An 18628-nucleotide genomic window follows, 5' to 3' on the forward strand; every position below is an offset into this window, starting at 1 on the left:
ATGAGTGAATTTTCCCAGACAGTCCCCGAACTGGTTGCCTGGGCCAGGAAAAACGATTTCTCCATCTCGCTGCCGGTAGACAGACTCTCTTTCCTGCTGGCGGTTGCCACGCTGAACGGCGAACGGCTGGACGGTGAAATGAGCGAGGGTGAACTGGTGGATGCGTTCCGCCATGTCAGTGATGCGTTTGAGCAAACCAGCGAAACCATTAGCGTGCGTGCCAACAACGCGATCAACGATATGGTGCGTCAACGTCTGCTGAACCGCTTTACCAGCGAGCAGGCGGAAGGAAACGCCATCTATCGCCTGACGCCGCTGGGCATCGGCATCACCGATTACTATATTCGCCAGCGTGAATTTTCCACGCTGCGTCTTTCCATGCAGCTCTCGATCGTGGCGGGTGAGCTTAAGCGCGCCGCGGACGCGGCGGATGAAAACGGTGACGAATTCCACTGGCACCGTAACGTCTACGCGCCGCTGAAATATTCGGTGGCCGAGATTTTCGACAGTATCGATCTCACCCAGCGCCTGATGGACGAACAGCAGCAGCAGGTGAAAGACGATATTGCCCAGCTGCTGAATAAAGACTGGCGAGCGGCCATCTCCAGCTGTGAACTTCTGCTGTCAGAAACATCCGGCACGCTGCGTGAGCTCCAGGATACGCTGGAAGCCGCAGGAGACAAGCTGCAGGCGAACCTGCTGCGCATCCAGGATGCGACGCTGGCGCACGACGATCTGCATTTTATCGACCGCCTGGTCTTCGACCTGCAAAGCAAACTCGACCGCATTATCAGCTGGGGCCAGCAGTCGATCGACTTGTGGATCGGCTACGACCGACACGTGCATAAATTTATCCGTACCGCGATTGATATGGATAAAAACCGCGTCTTTGCTCAGCGTCTGCGTCAGTCGGTGCAGACCTATTTCGATGCGCCGTGGGCGCTGACCTACGCCAATGCCGATCGTCTGCTGGATATGCGCGACGAAGAGATGGCGCTGCGCGATGAAGAGGTGACCGGTGAACTGCCGCCGGATCTGGAATACGAAGAATTTAACGAAATTCGCGAGCAGCTTGCGGCGATGATCGAAGAACAGCTCGCGGTCTACAAAACCAGACAAGTGCCGCTGGATCTTGGGCTCGTGGTGCGCGACTATCTGGCGCAATATCCACGCGCGCGCCACTTCGACATTGCCCGCATTGTGGTAGACCAGGCGGTGCGCCTGGGCGTCGCGCAAGCAGATTTCACCGGACTGCCGCCGAAGTGGCAGCCAATCAACGATTACGGAGCCAAGGTACAGGCGCATGTCATTGACAAATATTGAACAAGTGATGCCGGTTAAGCTGGCACAGGCGCTGGCGAATCCGTTATTTCCGGCGCTGGACAGCCAGCTGCGTGCCGGTCGTCACATTGGATTAGACGAGCTGGATAATCACGCCTTTTTGATGGACTTCCAGGAGTACCTGGAAGAGTTTTACGCACGTTATAACGTGGAGCTTATCCGCGCGCCGGAAGGCTTTTTCTACCTGCGCCCGCGCTCCACGACGCTGATCCCGCGTTCCGTGCTCTCCGAGCTGGATATGATGGTCGGTAAAATTCTCTGCTACCTCTACCTCAGCCCGGAACGTCTGGCGAATGAAGGGATCTTCACCCAGCAGGAACTTTACGACGAGCTGTTGACGCTGGCAGATGAGAGCAAGCTGCTGAAGCTGGTGAACAACCGCTCCACGGGGTCGGATCTTGACCGTCAGAAATTACAGGAAAAGGTTCGCTCTTCCCTGAACCGTCTGCGCCGTCTGGGGATGGTCTGGTTTATGGGCCACGACAGCAGCAAATTCCGCATTACGGAATCTGTCTTCCGCTTCGGCGCCGACGTGCGCGCGGGCGATGACGCGCGTGAAGCGCAGCTTCGCATGATCCGCGACGGTGAAGCGATGCCGGTGGAAAACCATTTGCAGCTCAATGACGAGCATGAAGAGAATCTGCCGGATAGCGGGGAGGAAGAGTAATGATTGAACGCGGTAAATTTCGCTCACTGACGCTGATTAACTGGAACGGCTTCTTTGCCCGAACGTTCGATCTGGATGAGCTGGTCACGACGCTCTCCGGCGGTAACGGTGCGGGTAAATCCACCACCATGGCGGCCTTTGTCACGGCGCTGATCCCTGACCTGACGCTGCTTCACTTCCGTAATACCACTGAAGCGGGGGCAACAAGCGGCTCCCGCGATAAGGGTCTGCACGGTAAGCTGAAGGCCGGCGTCTGTTATTCGGTTCTGGACGTCATTAACTCCCGTCATCAGCGCGTGGTAGTGGGCGTGCGCCTGCAGCAGGTCGCCGGTCGCGACCGTAAAGTGGATATCAAACCGTTTGCGATTCAGGGCTTGCCAACCTCCGTGCAGCCGACGGCGCTGCTAACGGAAACCCTGAACGAACGTCAGGCGCGCGTGCTGACGCTGCAGGAACTGAAGGACAAGCTCGAAGCTATCGAAGGCGTGCAGTTCAAGCAGTTCAACTCGATTACCGACTACCACTCGCTGATGTTCGATCTGGGCGTGGTGGCGCGTCGTCTGCGCACCGCATCAGACCGTAGCAAATACTACCGCCTGATCGAAGCGTCTCTGTACGGCGGTATCTCCAGCGCGATTACCCGCTCCCTGCGCGACTACCTGCTGCCGGAAAACAGCGGCGTGCGTAAGGCCTTCCAGGATATGGAAGCGGCGCTGCGTGAAAACCGCATGACGCTGGAAGCGATTCGCGTGACCCAGTCTGACCGCGACCTGTTTAAACACCTGATCAGCGAAGCCACCAACTACGTGGCGGCGGACTACATGCGCCACGCCAACGAGCGCCGGGTGCATCTCGATCAGGCATTAGAATACCGTCGCGAGCTGTTTACCTCCCGTAAACAGCTGGTGGCCGAGCAGTACAAGCACGTCGAAATGGCGCGCGAGCTGGGTGAGCACAACGGTGCTGAAGGCGATCTGGAAGCCGATTACCAGGCCGCCAGCGATCACCTGAACCTGGTGCAGACCGCGCTGCGTCAGCAGGAAAAAATCGAGCGCTATGAAGCGGACCTCGATGAGCTGCAGATCCGTCTCGAAGAGCAGAATGAAGTGGTGGCTGAAGCCGCCGACATGCAGGAAGAGAACGAAGCCCGCGCCGAAGCGGCCGAGCTGGAAGTGGATGAGCTGAAAAGCCAGCTTGCCGATTACCAGCAGGCACTTGACGTGCAGCAGACGCGAGCGATTCAGTATAACCAGGCACTGCAGGCATTACAGCGTGCAAAAGAGCTGTGCCATCTGCCTGACCTGACGCCGGATAGCGCCGACGAGTGGCTGGATACCTTCCAGGCCAAAGAGCAGGAAGCCACCGAGAAATTGCTCTCCCTCGAACAGAAAATGAGCGTCGCGCAAACGGCGCACAGCCAGTTTGAGCAGGCTTATCAGCTGGTGGTCGCGATTAACGGCCCGCTGGCGCGTAGCGAAGCCTGGGACGTTGCTCGTGAACTGCTGCGCGACGGTGTAAACCAGCGCCATCTGGCCGAGCAGGTTCAGCCGCTGCGTATGCGTCTGAACGAGCTGGAGCAGCGCCTGCGCGAGCAGCAGGAAGCCGAGCGTCTGCTGGCCGATTTCTGTAAACGTCAGGGTAAAAATTACGATTTCGACGAGCTTGAGGCCCTGCATCAGGAGCTGGAAGCGCGTATTGCAGCTCTGTCCGATACCGTATCAAACGCCAGCGAACAGCGTATGAACCTGCGTCAGGAGCTGGAGCAGATTCAGTCCCGTTCGAAGACCCTCCTGGAGCGTGCACCGGTCTGGCTGGCGGCGCAAAGCAGCCTGAATCAGCTCAGCGAGCAGTGCGGCGAGCAGTTCGAATCCAGCCAGGAAGTGACCGAATACCTGCAGCAGCTGCTGGAGCGCGAGCGCGAAGCCATCGTTGAGCGTGATGAAGTGGGTGCCCGCAAGCGCGACGTCGATGAAGAAATTGAGCGCTTAAGTCAGCCGGGCGGGTCAGAAGATCCGCGCCTGAATGCACTCGCCGAGCGTTTTGGCGGCGTTCTGCTGTCCGAGATTTACGACGACGTTGGCCTTGACGATGCGCCATACTTCTCCGCGCTGTACGGTCCATCCCGCAACGCGATTGTAGTCCCGGAGCTGTCGCTGATTTCTGAGCAGCTTGCCGGCCTGGAAGATTGCCCGGAAGATCTCTACCTGATCGAAGGGGATCCGCAGTCGTTTGATGACAGCGTATTCAGCGTCGATGAGCTGGAAAAAGCGGTAGTGGTGAAAATCGCTGACCGTCAGTGGCGCTATTCCCGCTTCCCGGAGCTGCCGCTGTTTGGCCGCGCCGCGCGCGAAAGCCGCATCGAGAGCCTGCACGCCGAGCGTGAAACGCTGTCTGAACGTTTTGCGACCCTGTCGTTTGACGTGCAGAAAACCCAGCGTCTGCATCAGTCGTTCAGCCGCTTTATCGGCAGCCATCTCGCCGTAGCGTTTGACGCGGATCCGGAAGCCGAAATCCGCAAGCTCAATACCCGCCGTGGCGAGCTGGAACGCGCGATTGCCGCTCATGAAAATGATAACCAGCAGAGTCGCGTCCAGTTTGAACAGGCAAAAGAGGGCGTTGCGGCCCTTAACCGCATCCTGCCGCGCCTGAATCTGTTGGCGGATGACACGCTGGCTGACCGCGTGGATGAGATCCAGGAGCGTCTGGATGAAGCGCAGGAAGCCGCGCGTTTCGTTCAGCAGCATGGCAATCAGCTGGCGAAGCTGGAGCCCGTCGTGTCTGTCCTGCAGAGCGACCCGGAACAGTTCGAGCAATTAAAAGAAAATTATGCCTGGTCGCAGCAGGTGCAGCGCGAAGCGCGTCAGCAGGCGTTTGCCCTGACGGAAGTGGTGCAGCGTCGCGCCCACTTCGGCTACTCCGATTCGGCTGAAATGCTGAGCGGTAACAGCGACCTGAACGAAAAACTGCGTCAGCGCCTTGAGCAGGCGGAAGCGGAACGTACTCGCGCCCGCGAAGCAATGCGCAGCCACTCCGCTAAGCTGAACCAGTACAACCAGGTGCTGGCCTCGCTGAAAAGCTCCTTCGACACCAAGAAAGAGCTGTTAAACGATCTGCAGAAAGAGCTTCAGGACATCGGCGTTCGTGCCGACAGCGGGGCGGAAGAGCGCGCGCGTATTCGTCGTGACGAGCTGCATTCACAGCTCAGCAATAACCGCGCGCGTCGTAATCAGCTGGAAAAAGCGCTGACCTTCTGTGAAGCGGAAATGGATAACCTGACCCGTCGCCTGCGCAAGCTGGAACGCGACTATTTTGAGATGCGCGAGCAGGTCGTGACCGCCAAAGCGGGCTGGTGCGCGGTGATGCGCATGGTGAAAGACAATAACGTTGAGCGTCGTCTGCACCGCCGCGAGCTGGCGTACCTCTCTGCCGATGAGCTGCGCTCCATGTCGGATAAGGCGTTGGGTGCCCTGCGTCTGGCGGTGGCGGATAACGAACACCTGCGCGACGTGCTGCGCATGTCGGAAGATCCGAAACGCCCGGAACGTAAAATCCAGTTCTTCGTGGCGGTTTACCAGCACCTGCGCGAGCGTATTCGTCAGGACATCATCCGTACCGACGATCCGGTTGAAGCCATTGAGCAGATGGAAATCGAGCTGGGTCGCCTGACGGAGGAGCTGACCTCCCGCGAGCAGAAGCTGGCGATCAGCTCCCGCAGCGTGGCGAACATCATTCGTAAAACCATTCAGCGCGAGCAGAACCGTATCCGCCAGCTGAACCAGGGCCTGCAGAGCGTGTCGTTTGGTCAGGTGAACAGCGTGCGCCTTAACGTCAACGTGCGTGAAGCCCACGCGACGCTGCTGGAAGTGCTCTCAGAGCAGCACGAGCAGCACCAGGATCTGTTCAACAGCAACCGTCTGACCTTCTCCGAAGCGCTGGCGAAGCTGTATCAGCGCCTGAACCCGCAGATTGATATGGGGCAGCGTACGCCGCAAACCATCGGTGAAGAGCTGCTGGACTACCGTAACTACCTGGAAATGGAAGTTGAGGTAAACCGTGGCTCAGACGGCTGGCTGCGTGCGGAATCCGGGGCGCTCTCTACCGGTGAAGCGATCGGTACCGGGATGTCGATTCTGGTGATGGTGGTACAGAGCTGGGAAGATGAAGCGCGCCGCCTGCGCGGCAAAGACATCTCGCCATGCCGACTGCTGTTCCTGGATGAGGCGGCGCGTCTTGATGCCCGCTCAATTGCCACGCTGTTCGAGCTTTGCGAACGTCTTGATATGCAGCTCATTATCGCAGCACCTGAGAACATCAGCCCCGAGAAGGGCACCACCTACAAACTGGTGCGTAAAGTGTTCCAGAACAGCGAACACGTTCACGTTGTGGGGCTGCGTGGCTTTACGCCGCAGCCGCCGGAGTCATTGCCGGAAACCACGGCGGACGCTTCCTGAGGCGTCTTCTGACCCGAAGCGGCGCACTGGCGCCGCTTTTTTTTTAAACTTAACTTGTGCTTAGGGCTGCGTTATCTTTAAACTTCTTTACATAAGGTAAGGCAACAGCTTAGCCGTCTACCTATAATGAAAGAAAGCCCCAGCGTGATGGGCATGTCGTGAAAACAGGGGGCAAGGGATGTTGCTAAAGAAAGAATGTGGTCGTCAGCTGTCTGCGCTGAGTTTATGCCTGGCAGTGATGTTTGCTCCGCTGTTAACCGCCCAGGCCGACGAGCCTGAAATTGTGCCGACTGACAGCTCGGCAACGACAGGCGCGCAGCCAACGTCGTTGTCCCAGCCGCTGGACCAGTCTCCGGCAACGGCTATCATGGCCGGTATAAAGCCGCTGCCGGAAGGCATCGACGCCGAATCGCTCAGTCAGCAGCTGCAGTCGGGGCTGCCGTCAGGCTACACGCCTGTCTATCTCAATCAGCTCACGCTTCTCTATGCCGCCCGCGATATGAAACCGATGTGGGAAAATCGCGATGCCGTGCGCGCCTTCCAGCAGCAGCTGGCGGAGGTCGCGATTGCCGGTTTTCAGCCGCAGTTTACAAAGTGGGTTGAACTGTTAACCGATCCTGCCGTCACCGGGCAGGCGCGGGACGTGGTGCTTTCCGATGCCATGATGGGTTACCTGCAGTTCGTGGCGGGTATTCCGGTCAACGGCAACCGCTGGCTGTACAGCGATAAGCCGTACAAGCTGGCGACGCCGGCGCTGTCGGTCATTAACCAGTGGCAGCTAGCGCTTGATAATGGCGAACTGCCGCGCTTTATCGCCAGCCTCGCACCGGCGCATCCACACTATACCACTCTGCATCAGTCGCTCCTCGCGCTGGTGGGTGACTCGCGCCCATGGCCGCAGATGCGCGGCACCGCGACGCTCCGTCCGGGGCAGTGGAGCAGCGATGTGCCTGCTCTGCGCGAGATCCTGACGCGTTCCGGTCTTCTTGATGGCGGGCCAAAGATTGCTCTCCCGGGTGATGATCCACAAAGCGTCGCCGTCAGCCCGTCAGCGCCAGTAAAAGAGAAGAAAGGCATTGCCCTGAGCAACAAACCTGCGGCTTACGATCGCGAGCTGGTTGCGGCCGTTAAACAGTTCCAGACCGCTCAGGGGCTGGGGGCCGATGGCGTCATTGGCCAGACGACGCGTGACTGGCTGAACGTATCGCCTGCGCAGCGGGCAGGCGTACTGGCGCTCAATATCCAGCGTTTGCGTCTGCTGCCGGGAACGCTCTCTACCGGAATTATGGTTAACATTCCGGCGTATTCCCTGGTCTATTATCAGGACGGTAGCGAAAAACTGGCGTCGCGCGTGATTGTCGGGCGTCCGGATCGTAAAACACCGATGATGAGCAGTGCGCTGAATAACGTGGTGGTTAACCCGCCGTGGAACGTTCCGCCGACCCTGGCGCGAAAAGACATTTTGCCGAAGGTCTGGAACGATCCGGGTTATCTGGAACGTCATGGCTATACCGTGATGCGTGGATGGAACAGTAAAGAGGCCATCGATCCTTATATGGTCGACTGGTCGACAATCACGGCGTCAAATTTACCGTTTCGTTTCCAGCAGGCTCCCGGGGCGCATAACTCTTTAGGGCGTTATAAGTTCAATATGCCGAGTTCAGACGCTATCTATCTGCACGATACGCCGAACCACAACCTGTTCCAGAAAGATACGCGCGCGCTCAGTTCTGGCTGCGTGCGCGTGAACAAAGCCTCGGAACTGGCCAATATGCTGTTGCAGGATGCGGGCTGGAACGATACGCGTATCTCGGATGCTCTGAAGCAGGGGGATACGCGTTACGTGAATATTCGCCACAATATTCCTGTCAATCTTTACTACCTGACGGCATTTGTGGGTGAGGACGGGCGTACCCAGTATCGTACAGATATTTACAATTATGATCTCACCGCGCGATCCGGCGCACAAATTTTGCCAAAAGCGGAACAATTAATCAGGTAAATGAAGCAGTTCGGGAAAAATGATTGTCGTAAGTTAGGGTGAATAAGGGGCAATATCGCTGTAAGCCGCGTATTCACTGGGGTTGGGCGCCTTGACGTACCTGGTTTTGCCAGTTAAGGTGCCCTTCGTGCGCTAAGCATATTACGATTTCTTTTACCTGTAGACCTGATTATCATGGACAAATTTGACGCTAATCGCCGCAAACTGCTGGCGTTAGGTGGTGTTGCGCTTGGCGCAGCGGCCATCCTGCCGACGCCAGCATTTGCCACCCTCTCGACACCTCGTCCGCGAGTTTTAACGCTCAACAACCTGCATACCGGTGAGTCGCTAAAAGCGGAGTTTTTCGATGGCAGAGGCTATATTCAGGATGAATTAGCAAGACTTAACCATTTTTTCCGTGATTTCCGCGCGAATAAAATAAAAGCCATCGATCCAGGACTGTTTGATCAGCTTTTCCGCCTTCAGGGCCTGCTGGGCACCAGCAAGCCGGTGCAGCTCATATCTGGCTATCGCTCGATTGATACCAATAATGAACTGCGTGCCCACAGCCGCGGGGTAGCGAAAAAAAGCTATCACACGAAGGGACAGGCAATGGATTTCCATATTGAAGGCGTTTCGTTAGCCAATATTCGCAAAGCCGCGTTATCTATGCGCGCAGGTGGTGTAGGATATTACCCCAGCAGCAACTTTGTGCATATTGATACCGGTCCGGTTCGGCACTGGTAATAACGAAACACAGGAGCAGTATGAACTATCGTATTATTCCGGTTACCGCGTTCTCCCAGAATTGTTCATTGATCTGGTGCGAACAGACTAAACTGGCCGCGCTTGTCGATCCCGGCGGTGACGCTGAGAAAATCAAGCAGGAAGTCGCAGCAAGCGGCGTCACGCTGATGCAGATTTTGCTCACTCATGGTCATCTTGACCATGTAGGTGCTGCGGCTGAACTGGCTGAACACTACGGTGTGCCGATTATCGGTCCGGAAAAAGAAGATGAGTTCTGGCTGCAGGGGTTACCCGCCCAAAGCCGCATGTTTGGCCTTGATGAGTGTCAGCCCCTGACGCCCGATCGCTGGCTGAACGAAGGAGAGCGCGTTAACGTAGGGAATGTGACTTTACAGGTGTTGCATTGTCCTGGGCATACGCCAGGCCATATCGTCTTCTTTGATGACCAGTCCCGTCTGCTGATTTCCGGCGATGTGATCTTCAAAGGTGGCGTAGGACGCAGCGATTTTCCGCGCGGCGATCACGGGCAGCTGATTCAGTCGATTAAACAAAAGTTATTGCCGCTGGGTGATGACGTTACGTTTATCCCTGGACACGGTCCGATGTCGACGCTGGGCTACGAACGGCTCCATAATCCGTTCCTACAGGATGAAATGCCTGTCTGGTAACCAGAATAAAAAAAGCCTGCATAACGCAGGCTTTTTTATGGGCGCAAATTACAGTACGGCGACAATCGCTTCGCACAGTGGCGCCATGTTGTCAGGCGTCATGCCAGCAACGTTCACGCGGCCAGAGGCCACGGCGTAAACGCCGAACTCTTCACGCAGACGCAGAACCTGCTCTTTGGTCAGGCCGCTGAACGAGAACATGCCGTTCTGTTTGATGATAAAGCTGAAGTCGCGGTCCGCACCTTTCTCAGCCAGGGTGTTCACAAACAGCAGGCGCATGCGCTGAATACGCTGACGCATATCGTTCAGCTCCTGTTCCCAGATAGCACGCAGCGCATCGTTGCTCAGGATGGTGGCAACAACAGACGCACCGTGCGCCGGCGGGTTAGAGTAGTTAGCGCGGATAACCGATTTCATCTGGCTGAACGCGCGATCGACGGTCTCTTCGTTAGCCGAAACCAGCGTACAGGCGCCTACGCGCTCGTTGTACAGACCGAAGTTCTTGGAATAAGAGCTTGCGACAATCAGCTCCTGATGCACGGCTGCGAACGCGCGCAGGCCTTCGGCATCTTCTTCCAGACCACGGGCGAAGCCCTGGTAGGCAAAGTCAAACAGCGGCAGCCAGCCCTTTTCAACGGACAGCTTCGCCAGGTGTTGCCACTGCTCAAGCGTCGGATCGATACCGGTTGGGTTGTGGCAGCAGCCGTGGAACAGCACCACGTCACCTGCCTGTGCTTCGCTCAGGCTTGCCAGCAGGCCGTCAAAGTCGAGAGAGTGGTTTGCCGCGTCGTAGTATGCATATTCACGCACCTCCAGACCCGCAGAGTTAAACACGCTCTTGTGGTTCGGCCAGCTTGGGTTGCTCACCCATACGCGCTTAACAGAGGTGTTTTTCGCAAGGAAATCCGCCGCCACGCGCAGCGCGCCGGTACCGCCAGGGGTCTGCGCCGTGCGCGCACGTTTGTCACTTACAATTGCGCTGCCTTTACCGAACAGCAGCTCCTGGGTGCAGCGACCAAACTCAGGGATACCATCAATACCGAGGTAGTTTTTGGTGGTTTCGTTTTCCAGCAGATACTGCTCAGCTTTCTTAACGCTGGTCAGTACCGGAGTTTTGCCGGTTTCATCTTTATATACACCAATACCCAGGTTGATTTTGCCAGGGCGGTCGTCGGCACGAAACAGATCGGCCAGGCCCAGAATAGGGTCGGCAGGAGCGGCGGTAATGTTCTCAAACATGACGAAGTTCCATTGTGATTACAGAAGTGAAATCCGCTATCAGGTTAACGGTAGATTTACAAAATGCCAACCGTTTGCGACGAAAAGCGTGCGGCTTTTCAAAAGTCGCCATTATTTTCTGTCACGCATAAAAAAACAGGGCCGAAGCCCTGTTCATTAAGCATATAACAACGTGGTGTACTGATTAGAACTGGTAGGTTACGCCAACGGTAGCCTGGTTGTCAGAGCCAACCCAGCTGGTGGACGCATCTTTGTCGTCCAGCAGGTTGAAGCGGTAGTCACCGTACACGTTGAAGTTCTTGTTGAAGTAGTAAGTCGCACCAGTGGTGATATATTTCGCCAGGTCACGGTCGCCGATGCCGTTCAGGTCTTTACCTTTGGACTGAACGTAAGAAACGGAAGGACGCAGGCCGAAGTCGAACTGGTACTGAGCGATAACTTCAAAGTTCTGGGTCTTGTTAGCAATGTTATAAACATTACCATCATCATTCGGAACATAGTTTTCACCGCTGTTACCCAGGCGGCTCATGTTGCGAGTCTCTGCATAAACGGTCGCCAGGTAGATGTTGTTCGCGTCGTATTTCGCGCCAACAGCCCAGGATTCAGCTTTATCGCCTTTACCATCTTTTTTCTGCTCAAGCGTACGGTTAGCGGTGCTGTAGGCACCGATCAGACCGAAGCCTTCACCGAACTCGTAACCCAGTGACAGGCCAACGCCGTCGCCGTTTGCTTCATTCAGGTTTTTACGATCGTTTTTACCCTGGTATTGAACGCCAAAGTTCAGACCATCAACCAGACCGAAGAAGTTGTTGTTACGGTAGGTCAGCAGGCCAGTAGAACGGCTGGTCATGTAGTTATCAACATAGCCGCCACCCCAGGTTTCGCCAGAGAAGGACGGAGCCATATCGGTGTAGGATTCTACGTCATACACGATACCGTAGTTACGACCGTAGTCCAGAGAACCCGCGTCAGCGATTTTCAGGCCAGCGAAAGCCAGACGAGTTACGTTAGTCTGATCACCTTCAGCTGCACCGGCGCGTGCACGGTATTCCCACTGACCGTAACCGGTCAGCTGGTCGTTGATCTGAGTTTCGCCTTTGAAGCCGATCTGGCCGTAAGAGGAGTCAGCGTTTTTGTGTACGCCAGAAGTGGTGAAGCCGTGTTCGCCCACAACTTTACCGTAGAAGTCCAGTTTGTTGCCGTTCTTGTTATAGATTTCTGCAGCGTTAGCTGCACCGGCTACCAGCAGGGCAGGGATTACCACTGCCAGAATATTGCGCTTCATCATTATTTATTACCCTCATTGGTTTTTTTATGACACTCGCCACTGCCGTCAATAAATTCTGTCAATAAATATTTCCGGAACTATTGATGAGAGTTTGGTGTCTTTATGTATCTGACAGGCATCTTTCCATTCGGCGAAGCGTTTCGCTAGCCTGAAAGTGCTACAATTCTCAAGATTAAGTAACCGAAAGAAAATATGTGTAACCAAATGTGTATTTTTCGGAACTTTGTGAACCATCTCAAACTTCAGACCAACCTGGCGAATTAAACAGCAAACCCTATCCTATATATATGAATTCCTTATGATTAATTGAGATAAAGGCGATTCGTATAAACAGACCTTAAACGGCTCGTTTTTTCTTATGACAGTGAAAGGCCTTCCGGATGGCTGTAAAATAGGTTGAAATTTGTGCTATCGGCTGAGGGTGTAATAATCGCAATAAGAATGGGGTTTATTTTTTGTGGCTGGATGTTTCGCGGAAACAAAACGTAACAGGTAGTGGTTGTGACGGGGGTAAGGTTTAAATACGCTGACTTTGCGCTGACGAAAACTGACAATACAGAATAAAATAATGGCCAGCATTTGCTGGCCATTTCAGTCTTTTACCGATTAGAAGCTGGCGTTACGTGGAGTACGTGGGAACGGGATCACGTCGCGTACGTTCTGAACACCGGTAACGTAGGCAATTAGACGCTCGAAGCCCAGACCAAAACCGGCGTGCGGTACGGTACCGTAACGACGCAGATCGCGGTACCAGCTGTAGTCAGCGGGGTTGAGGCCCATCTCTTCCATACGCGCGTCCAGCACGTCAAGACGTTCTTCACGCTGAGAGCCACCGATGATTTCACCAATGCCCGGCGCCAGAACGTCCATCGCTGCCACGGTTTTACCGTCTTCGTTAAGGCGCATATAGAAGGCCTTAATGTCTTTCGGGTAGTTTTTAACGACAACCGGCGCTTTGAAATGTTTCTCGGCCAGATAGCGTTCGTGTTCAGACGCCAGGTCAACGCCCCAGTAAACCGGGTTCTCGAACGTCTCACCACATTTCTCGAGGATCGCCACCGCGTCGGTATAGTCTACCTGCGCAAAGTCGGCAGACACGAAACGCTCCAGACGCGCCACAGCATCGCTGTCTACGCGTTCTGCGAAGAATTTCATGTCGTCAGGACGCTCTTCCAGCACCGCTTTGAAGACATACTTCAGCATCGCTTCCGCCAGGCCCGCTACATCGTCCAGGTCAGCGAACGCCACTTCAGGCTCCAGCATCCAGAATTCCGCCAGGTGACGGCTGGTGTTGGAGTTTTCGGCGCGGAAGGTTGGGCCAAAGGTGTAGATCTTAGACAGCGCGCAGGCGTACGTTTCGCCGTTGAGCTGACCAGATACCGTCAGGAAGGCTTCTTTACCAAAGAAGTCTTTGTCATAGTCCACTTTACCTTCAGGCGTGCGCGGCAGGTTTTCCATATCCAGCGTCGAGACGCGGAACATCTCACCGGCACCTTCCGTATCGGACGCGGTGATCAGCGGGGTAGACACCCAGAAGTAACCCTGCTCATCGAAGAAACGATGCAGCGCCTGCGCCAGCGTATGACGCACGCGCGCCACCGCACCAATCAGGTTGGTACGCGGACGCAGGTGGGCAACTTCACGCAGATATTCGATGCTGTGACGTTTTGCCGCCATCGGATAGGTGTCCGGATCTTCAACCCAGCCGGTGACTTCAATGGCAGTAGCCTGAATTTCGAAGCTCTGGCCCTGACCCGGTGAAGCCACCACCACGCCGGTAACAATCACGGAGCAACCGGTTGTCAGGCGCAGAACGTCATCATTGTAATTGGGCAGAGAATTATTAATGACGGCCTGTACAGGATCAAAGCAGGAACCGTCATAGACGGCGAGGAAGGAGATGCCAGCTTTAGAATCTCGGCGGGTACGCACCCATCCGCGCACGGTGACTTCCTGGTCAACGGCGACACGGCCCTGGAGTACGTCGGCTACAGGCACAACGCTCATAATATTCTCTCTGTTAATAGTCGGAAAAAATAAACACTTGTCCACCCTAATGGGGGGATATCTATGTTACCTGCCATCCGCTATCAGACAAGTAAATTTCGCAGTCAAAAGAGAAGAATTGAGAAATAAATAAGAAGAGGGGAGCCATGAAGGCTCCCTTAAGCGCTTAACTGGCTTTTTTTATCTGGGGAAGATCGAAGGCTTTGCGCAACGCGCGGACAAACGCCTTGTCATGGCAGATGGTTTTACCCGGGCTGTCAGAGAGTTTCGCCACCGGCTTTCCATTACATTCCACCAGTTTGATAACAATATTCAGTGGTTTCACCTGAGGGATATCGCAGGTCAAACGGGTACCAATCCCGAAGCTCAGGTTCACCCGGGTGTTGAAATGGCGATAGAGGTCGACCGCTTTCGCCAGGTCGAGATTATCCGAGAAGACCAGCACCTTGCTCATCGGGTCAATGCCGAGTTTTTCGTAATGGGCAATGGCTTTCTCGCCCCATTCAACCGGATCCCCGGAGTCGTGGCGTAATCCCTGGTAACGTTCAGCGAACTCGGGACCAAAGTCGCGCAGGAAAGCATCCATCGTAATACAGTCGGTGAGGGCAATCCCGAGCTGATTCGGGTACTCCTCAAGCCATGCGGCCAGTGCCGCGCGCTGGCTGTTAGCCAGATCGGGGCTGATCTGCTGATGCGCCTGGAACCACTCGTGTGCTTGGGTGCCCATTGGCGTCAGGCTGAGGCGACGCGCCAGATCGTAGTTGCTGGTGCCCACGAACCACGGCTCCTGCTGCAGACGTTTAACGATGGCCTCCTGAACGTCACGCGAGAAACGGCGACGCGTGCCAAAGTCCATCAGGCGGAAGCGGGACATGTCCAGCCCTTCGGTCAGCGTAGAGAAGGCTGCGAGTTTATTTTCCAGCGCGGCGACCGCCTGCACGACGCCTTTTTCCGGCGAACGGTAGCGGTGAGCCAGTTCACTGATCACCGCCAGAAGCGGCACTTCCCACATAATCACTTCCCGCCACGGACCTTCAAGACGAATATCCAGCTTGCCGTTCTCGTTGGTCACGGTGACCTGTTCAGGCTTATAGCGGAAATCGCGCAGCCAGTTCAGATAGTCCGCTTTGAAGAAAGGCAGGCCAGAAAGCCACTGGTATTCGTCGTCCTGCAGCGTCAGATGCTGCATCGCATCGACCTGTTCACGAATGGCGTCTGCGTAGATACCGAGCAAGTCGTCGCCACGGCAGCGGAATTCCGCCGCGACGTGAACGTCATAGTAATGGTGGAAAACGGCTTGCTGCATATGCAGTTTATACGCGTCGGTATCCAGCAACGTATGCAGAACCGGAGAAGCGAATTGAGTCATAGGTGCGCTGTAGCATCCTCTCACGGGAGCGTTTAGTACAATAAACAACTCCGGAGTATACCTTGTTTAGTGATTTATTGAACCCCGATCACAACATAAGCGCGTTTTATGGTCGAGGGCATTTTGTGCCCCGTGTTATACAAATGTAGCAAAAAAAAGGTTTTGCCCCTGAAAAGATGAACATTCTGCATAGCGCGATTTGCGCAACAGGAATATATTGAAACGTTACTCGACAAACGATGCATAAGGTTTTCTATGACACAACAGCCACAAGCCAAATACCGCCACGACTACCGTGCGCCGGATTACCTGATTAGCGAAATCGATCTGACTTTTGACCTGGATGCCACTAAAACCGTTGTCACGGCGGTAAGCCAGGTGACGCGCCACAGCGCAACTGCGGTGCCGCTGCGTCTGGATGGTGAAGACCTGACGCTGGTTTCCCTGCATATTAATGATGAAGCCTGGTCGGACTATAAAGAAGAAAACAACCAGCTGGTCATCGACAACCTGCCGGACCAGTTTACGCTGCGCATCGTGAATGAAATCAGCCCGGCCGCCAACACCGCGCTGGAAGGGCTTTACCAGTCGGGCGTGGCGCTGTGTACCCAGTGTGAAGCGGAAGGGTTCCGCCACATAACCTGGTATCTCGACCGCCCGGACGTCCTGGCGCGCTTCACCACCAAAATCATCGCCGATAAAACCCTGTATCCCTTCCTGCTATCCAACGGCAACCGCGTAGGCGAAGGCGAGCTGGAGAATGGCCGTCACTGGGTGCAGTGGCAGGATCCCTTCCCGAAACCGTGCTACCTGTTTGCGCTGGTGGCGGGGGACTTCGACGTGCTGCGCGACACCTTCAAAACGCGCTCAGGCCGCGAGGTGGCGCTGGAGCTGTTTGTTGACCGCGGCAACCTTGACCGCGCGCCGTGGGCGATGACCTCCCTCATCAACTCCATGAAGTGGGACGAGGAGCGCTTCGGCCTCGAATATGACCTCGACATCTATATGATCGTCGCCGTCGATTTCTTCAACATGGGCGCAATGGAGAACAAAGGCCTTAACGTCTTTAACTCCAAATACGTGCTGGCGCGTACCGATACCGCAACGGACAAAGACTACCTTGATATCGAACGCGTTATCGGCCACGAATATTTCCACAACTGGACCGGTAACCGCGTCACCTGCCGCGACTGGTTCCAGCTGAGCCTGAAAGAGGGCCTGACCGTCTTCCGCGATCAGGAGTTCAGCTCCGACCTGGGTTCACGCGCGGTGAACCGCATCAACAACGTGCGTACCATGCGTGGCCTGCAGTTTGCGGAAGATGCCAGCCCAATGGCGCATCCGATCCGCCCGGATAAAGTCATCGAGATGAACAACTTCTACACCCTGACGGTGTATGAGAAAGGCGCTGAAATTATCCGCATGATCCACACCCTGCTGGGCGAGGAGAATTTCCAGAAAGGCATGCAGCTGTACTTCGAGCGTCATGACGGCAGCGCGGCCACCTGCGACGATTTTGTGCAGGCAATGGAAGATGCCTCTAATGTCGATCTTTCCCACTTCCGCCGCTGGTACAGCCAGGCCGGGACCCCGATTGTCACCGTCAAAGACGATTACAACCCGGAAACCGAGCAGTATACCCTGACCATCAGCCAGCGCACGCCGCCGACGGCGGAGCAGGAAGAGAAATATCCGCTGCATATTCCGTTCAGCATTGAGCTGTACGATAACGAAGGCAAAGTCATCCCGCTCCAGAAGGGCGGCCACCCGGTACACCACGTGCTGAACGTGACCCAGGCCGAGCAGACCTTTATCTTCGATAACGTCTACTTCCAGCCGGTGCCTGCGCTGCTGTGTGAATTCTCCGCGCCGGTGAAGCTGGAATACAAGTGGAGCGATCAGCAGCTGACGTTCCTGATGCGTCACGCGCGTAACGACTTCTCCCGCTGGGATGCGGCGCAAAGCCTGCTGGCGACCTATATCAAGCTCAACGTAAACCGCCATCAGCAGGGCCAGCCGCTGTCGCTGCCTGTCCATGTGGCTGACGCGTTCCGAGCGATCCTGCTGGATGAGAAGATTGACCCGGCGCTCGCCGCTGAAATTCTGACCCTGCCTTCAGCGACTGAAATCGCGGAGTTGTTCGAGATTATCGATCCGATCGCGATCGTTGCGGTGCGTGAAGCGCTGACCCGTACGCTGGCTGCTGAACTGGCGGACGAGTTCCTGGCTATTTATAACGCCAACAAGCTTGACGCTTATCGCGTTGAACATGCGGACATTGGTAAACGTTCTCTGCGCAACACCTGCCTGCGCTATCTGGCATTTGGTGAAACCGAGCTGGCGAACACCCTGGTGAGCAAGCAGTATCACGAAGCGGATAACATGACCGACGCGCTGGCCGCGCTGGGCGCAAGCGTTGCCGCTGAACTGCCGTGCCGCGATGCGCTAATGCAGGAGTACGACGACAGGTGGCATCAGGATGGCCTGGTGATGGACAAGTGGTTCATCCTGCAGGCGACCAGCCCGGCGGCCGATGCGCTCAGCAACGTGCGCAGTCTGCTGAAGCATCGCTCCTTTACCCTGAGCAACCCAAACCGCGTGCGTTCTCTGATTGGCGCGTTTGCCAGCAGCAACCCGGCCGCGTTCCACGCCGAAGACGGCAGCGGGTATCAGTTCATGGTGGAAATGCTGACCGAGCTGAACAGCCGTAACCCGCAGGTGGCGTCGCGCCTGATTGAGCCGCTGATCCGCCTGAAACGCTACGATGCGAAGCGTCAGGCGAAGATGCGTGCCGCGCTTGAGCAGCTGAAAGGGCTGGAGAACCTGTCTGGCGATCTGTACGAGAAGATTGCTAAGGCCTTAGCGTAATA

11 protein-coding genes are annotated in these 18628 nt (G+C 55.7%); 7 read left to right on the plus strand and 4 right to left on the minus strand.

Going from position 1 to position 18628, the window contains the following annotated elements:
• From mukF to NUX24_RS01665, 6 genes are all read left to right on the plus strand, one after another.
• Complete coding sequence (gene mukF, locus NUX24_RS01640) at positions 1-1323, plus strand: chromosome partition protein MukF (protein ID WP_023311005.1); 1323 nt, start codon at positions 1-3, stop codon at positions 1321-1323.
• Positions 1304-2008: a chromosome partition protein MukE gene (gene mukE / locus NUX24_RS01645; RefSeq protein WP_008499954.1), complete on the plus strand. Its 705-nt coding sequence runs from the start codon at positions 1304-1306 to the stop codon at positions 2006-2008. The genes mukF and mukE overlap by 20 nt, the downstream gene beginning before the upstream one ends.
• The gene (gene mukB / locus NUX24_RS01650; protein WP_257829542.1) at positions 2008-6459 is read left to right on the plus strand and encodes a chromosome partition protein MukB; all 4452 of its coding nucleotides are present in this window, start codon (positions 2008-2010) and stop codon (positions 6457-6459) included. Before mukE ends, mukB begins: the two co-directional genes overlap by 1 nt.
• Before the next feature lie 178 nt (positions 6460-6637).
• Positions 6638-8461, plus strand: coding sequence for a L,D-transpeptidase (ldtD, locus tag NUX24_RS01655; protein WP_257829543.1), 1824 nt, complete (start codon positions 6638-6640; stop codon positions 8459-8461).
• 174 nt (positions 8462-8635) lie between these two features.
• Positions 8636-9187 (plus strand): YcbK family protein, encoded by a 552-nt coding sequence (locus NUX24_RS01660; protein WP_032639289.1) that lies wholly within the window; start codon positions 8636-8638, stop codon positions 9185-9187.
• A gap of 20 nt (positions 9188-9207) precedes the next feature.
• Positions 9208-9855: an MBL fold metallo-hydrolase gene (locus tag NUX24_RS01665; RefSeq protein WP_047651296.1), complete on the plus strand. Its 648-nt coding sequence runs from the start codon at positions 9208-9210 to the stop codon at positions 9853-9855.
• Between the two features lie 48 nt (positions 9856-9903).
• On the opposite strand, the gene aspC is transcribed toward NUX24_RS01665, so the two are convergent.
• The 4 genes from aspC to pncB all read right to left on the minus strand — a co-directional run bounded on the left by aspC (position 9904) and on the right by pncB (position 15758).
• Positions 9904-11094: an aspartate transaminase gene (gene aspC / locus NUX24_RS01670; RefSeq protein ID WP_257829547.1), complete on the minus strand. Its 1191-nt coding sequence runs from the start codon at positions 11092-11094 to the stop codon at positions 9904-9906.
• Positions 11095-11278: 184 nt separating this feature from the next.
• The gene (locus NUX24_RS01675; protein ID WP_047651295.1) at positions 11279-12382 is read right to left on the minus strand and encodes a porin; all 1104 of its coding nucleotides are present in this window, start codon (positions 12380-12382) and stop codon (positions 11279-11281) included.
• Between the two features lie 606 nt (positions 12383-12988).
• Positions 12989-14389: an asparagine--tRNA ligase gene (gene asnS / locus NUX24_RS01680; RefSeq protein WP_032658183.1), complete on the minus strand. Its 1401-nt coding sequence runs from the start codon at positions 14387-14389 to the stop codon at positions 12989-12991.
• A 166-nt stretch (positions 14390-14555) separates the two neighbouring features.
• Positions 14556-15758: a nicotinate phosphoribosyltransferase gene (gene pncB / locus NUX24_RS01685; protein WP_257829552.1), complete on the minus strand. Its 1203-nt coding sequence runs from the start codon at positions 15756-15758 to the stop codon at positions 14556-14558.
• A 255-nt stretch (positions 15759-16013) separates the two neighbouring features.
• Here pncB and pepN point away from each other — a divergent pair, with 255 nt between their 5' ends.
• Positions 16014-18626, plus strand: coding sequence for an aminopeptidase N (pepN, locus tag NUX24_RS01690; RefSeq protein WP_193804697.1), 2613 nt, complete (start codon positions 16014-16016; stop codon positions 18624-18626).
• Positions 18627-18628 lie beyond the last annotated feature (2 nt).

Origin of the sequence: Enterobacter sp. HG048 (assembly GCF_024702055.1) — a bacterium.
In the GTDB taxonomy this organism is placed as follows: domain Bacteria; phylum Pseudomonadota; class Gammaproteobacteria; order Enterobacterales; family Enterobacteriaceae; genus Enterobacter; species Enterobacter dykesii.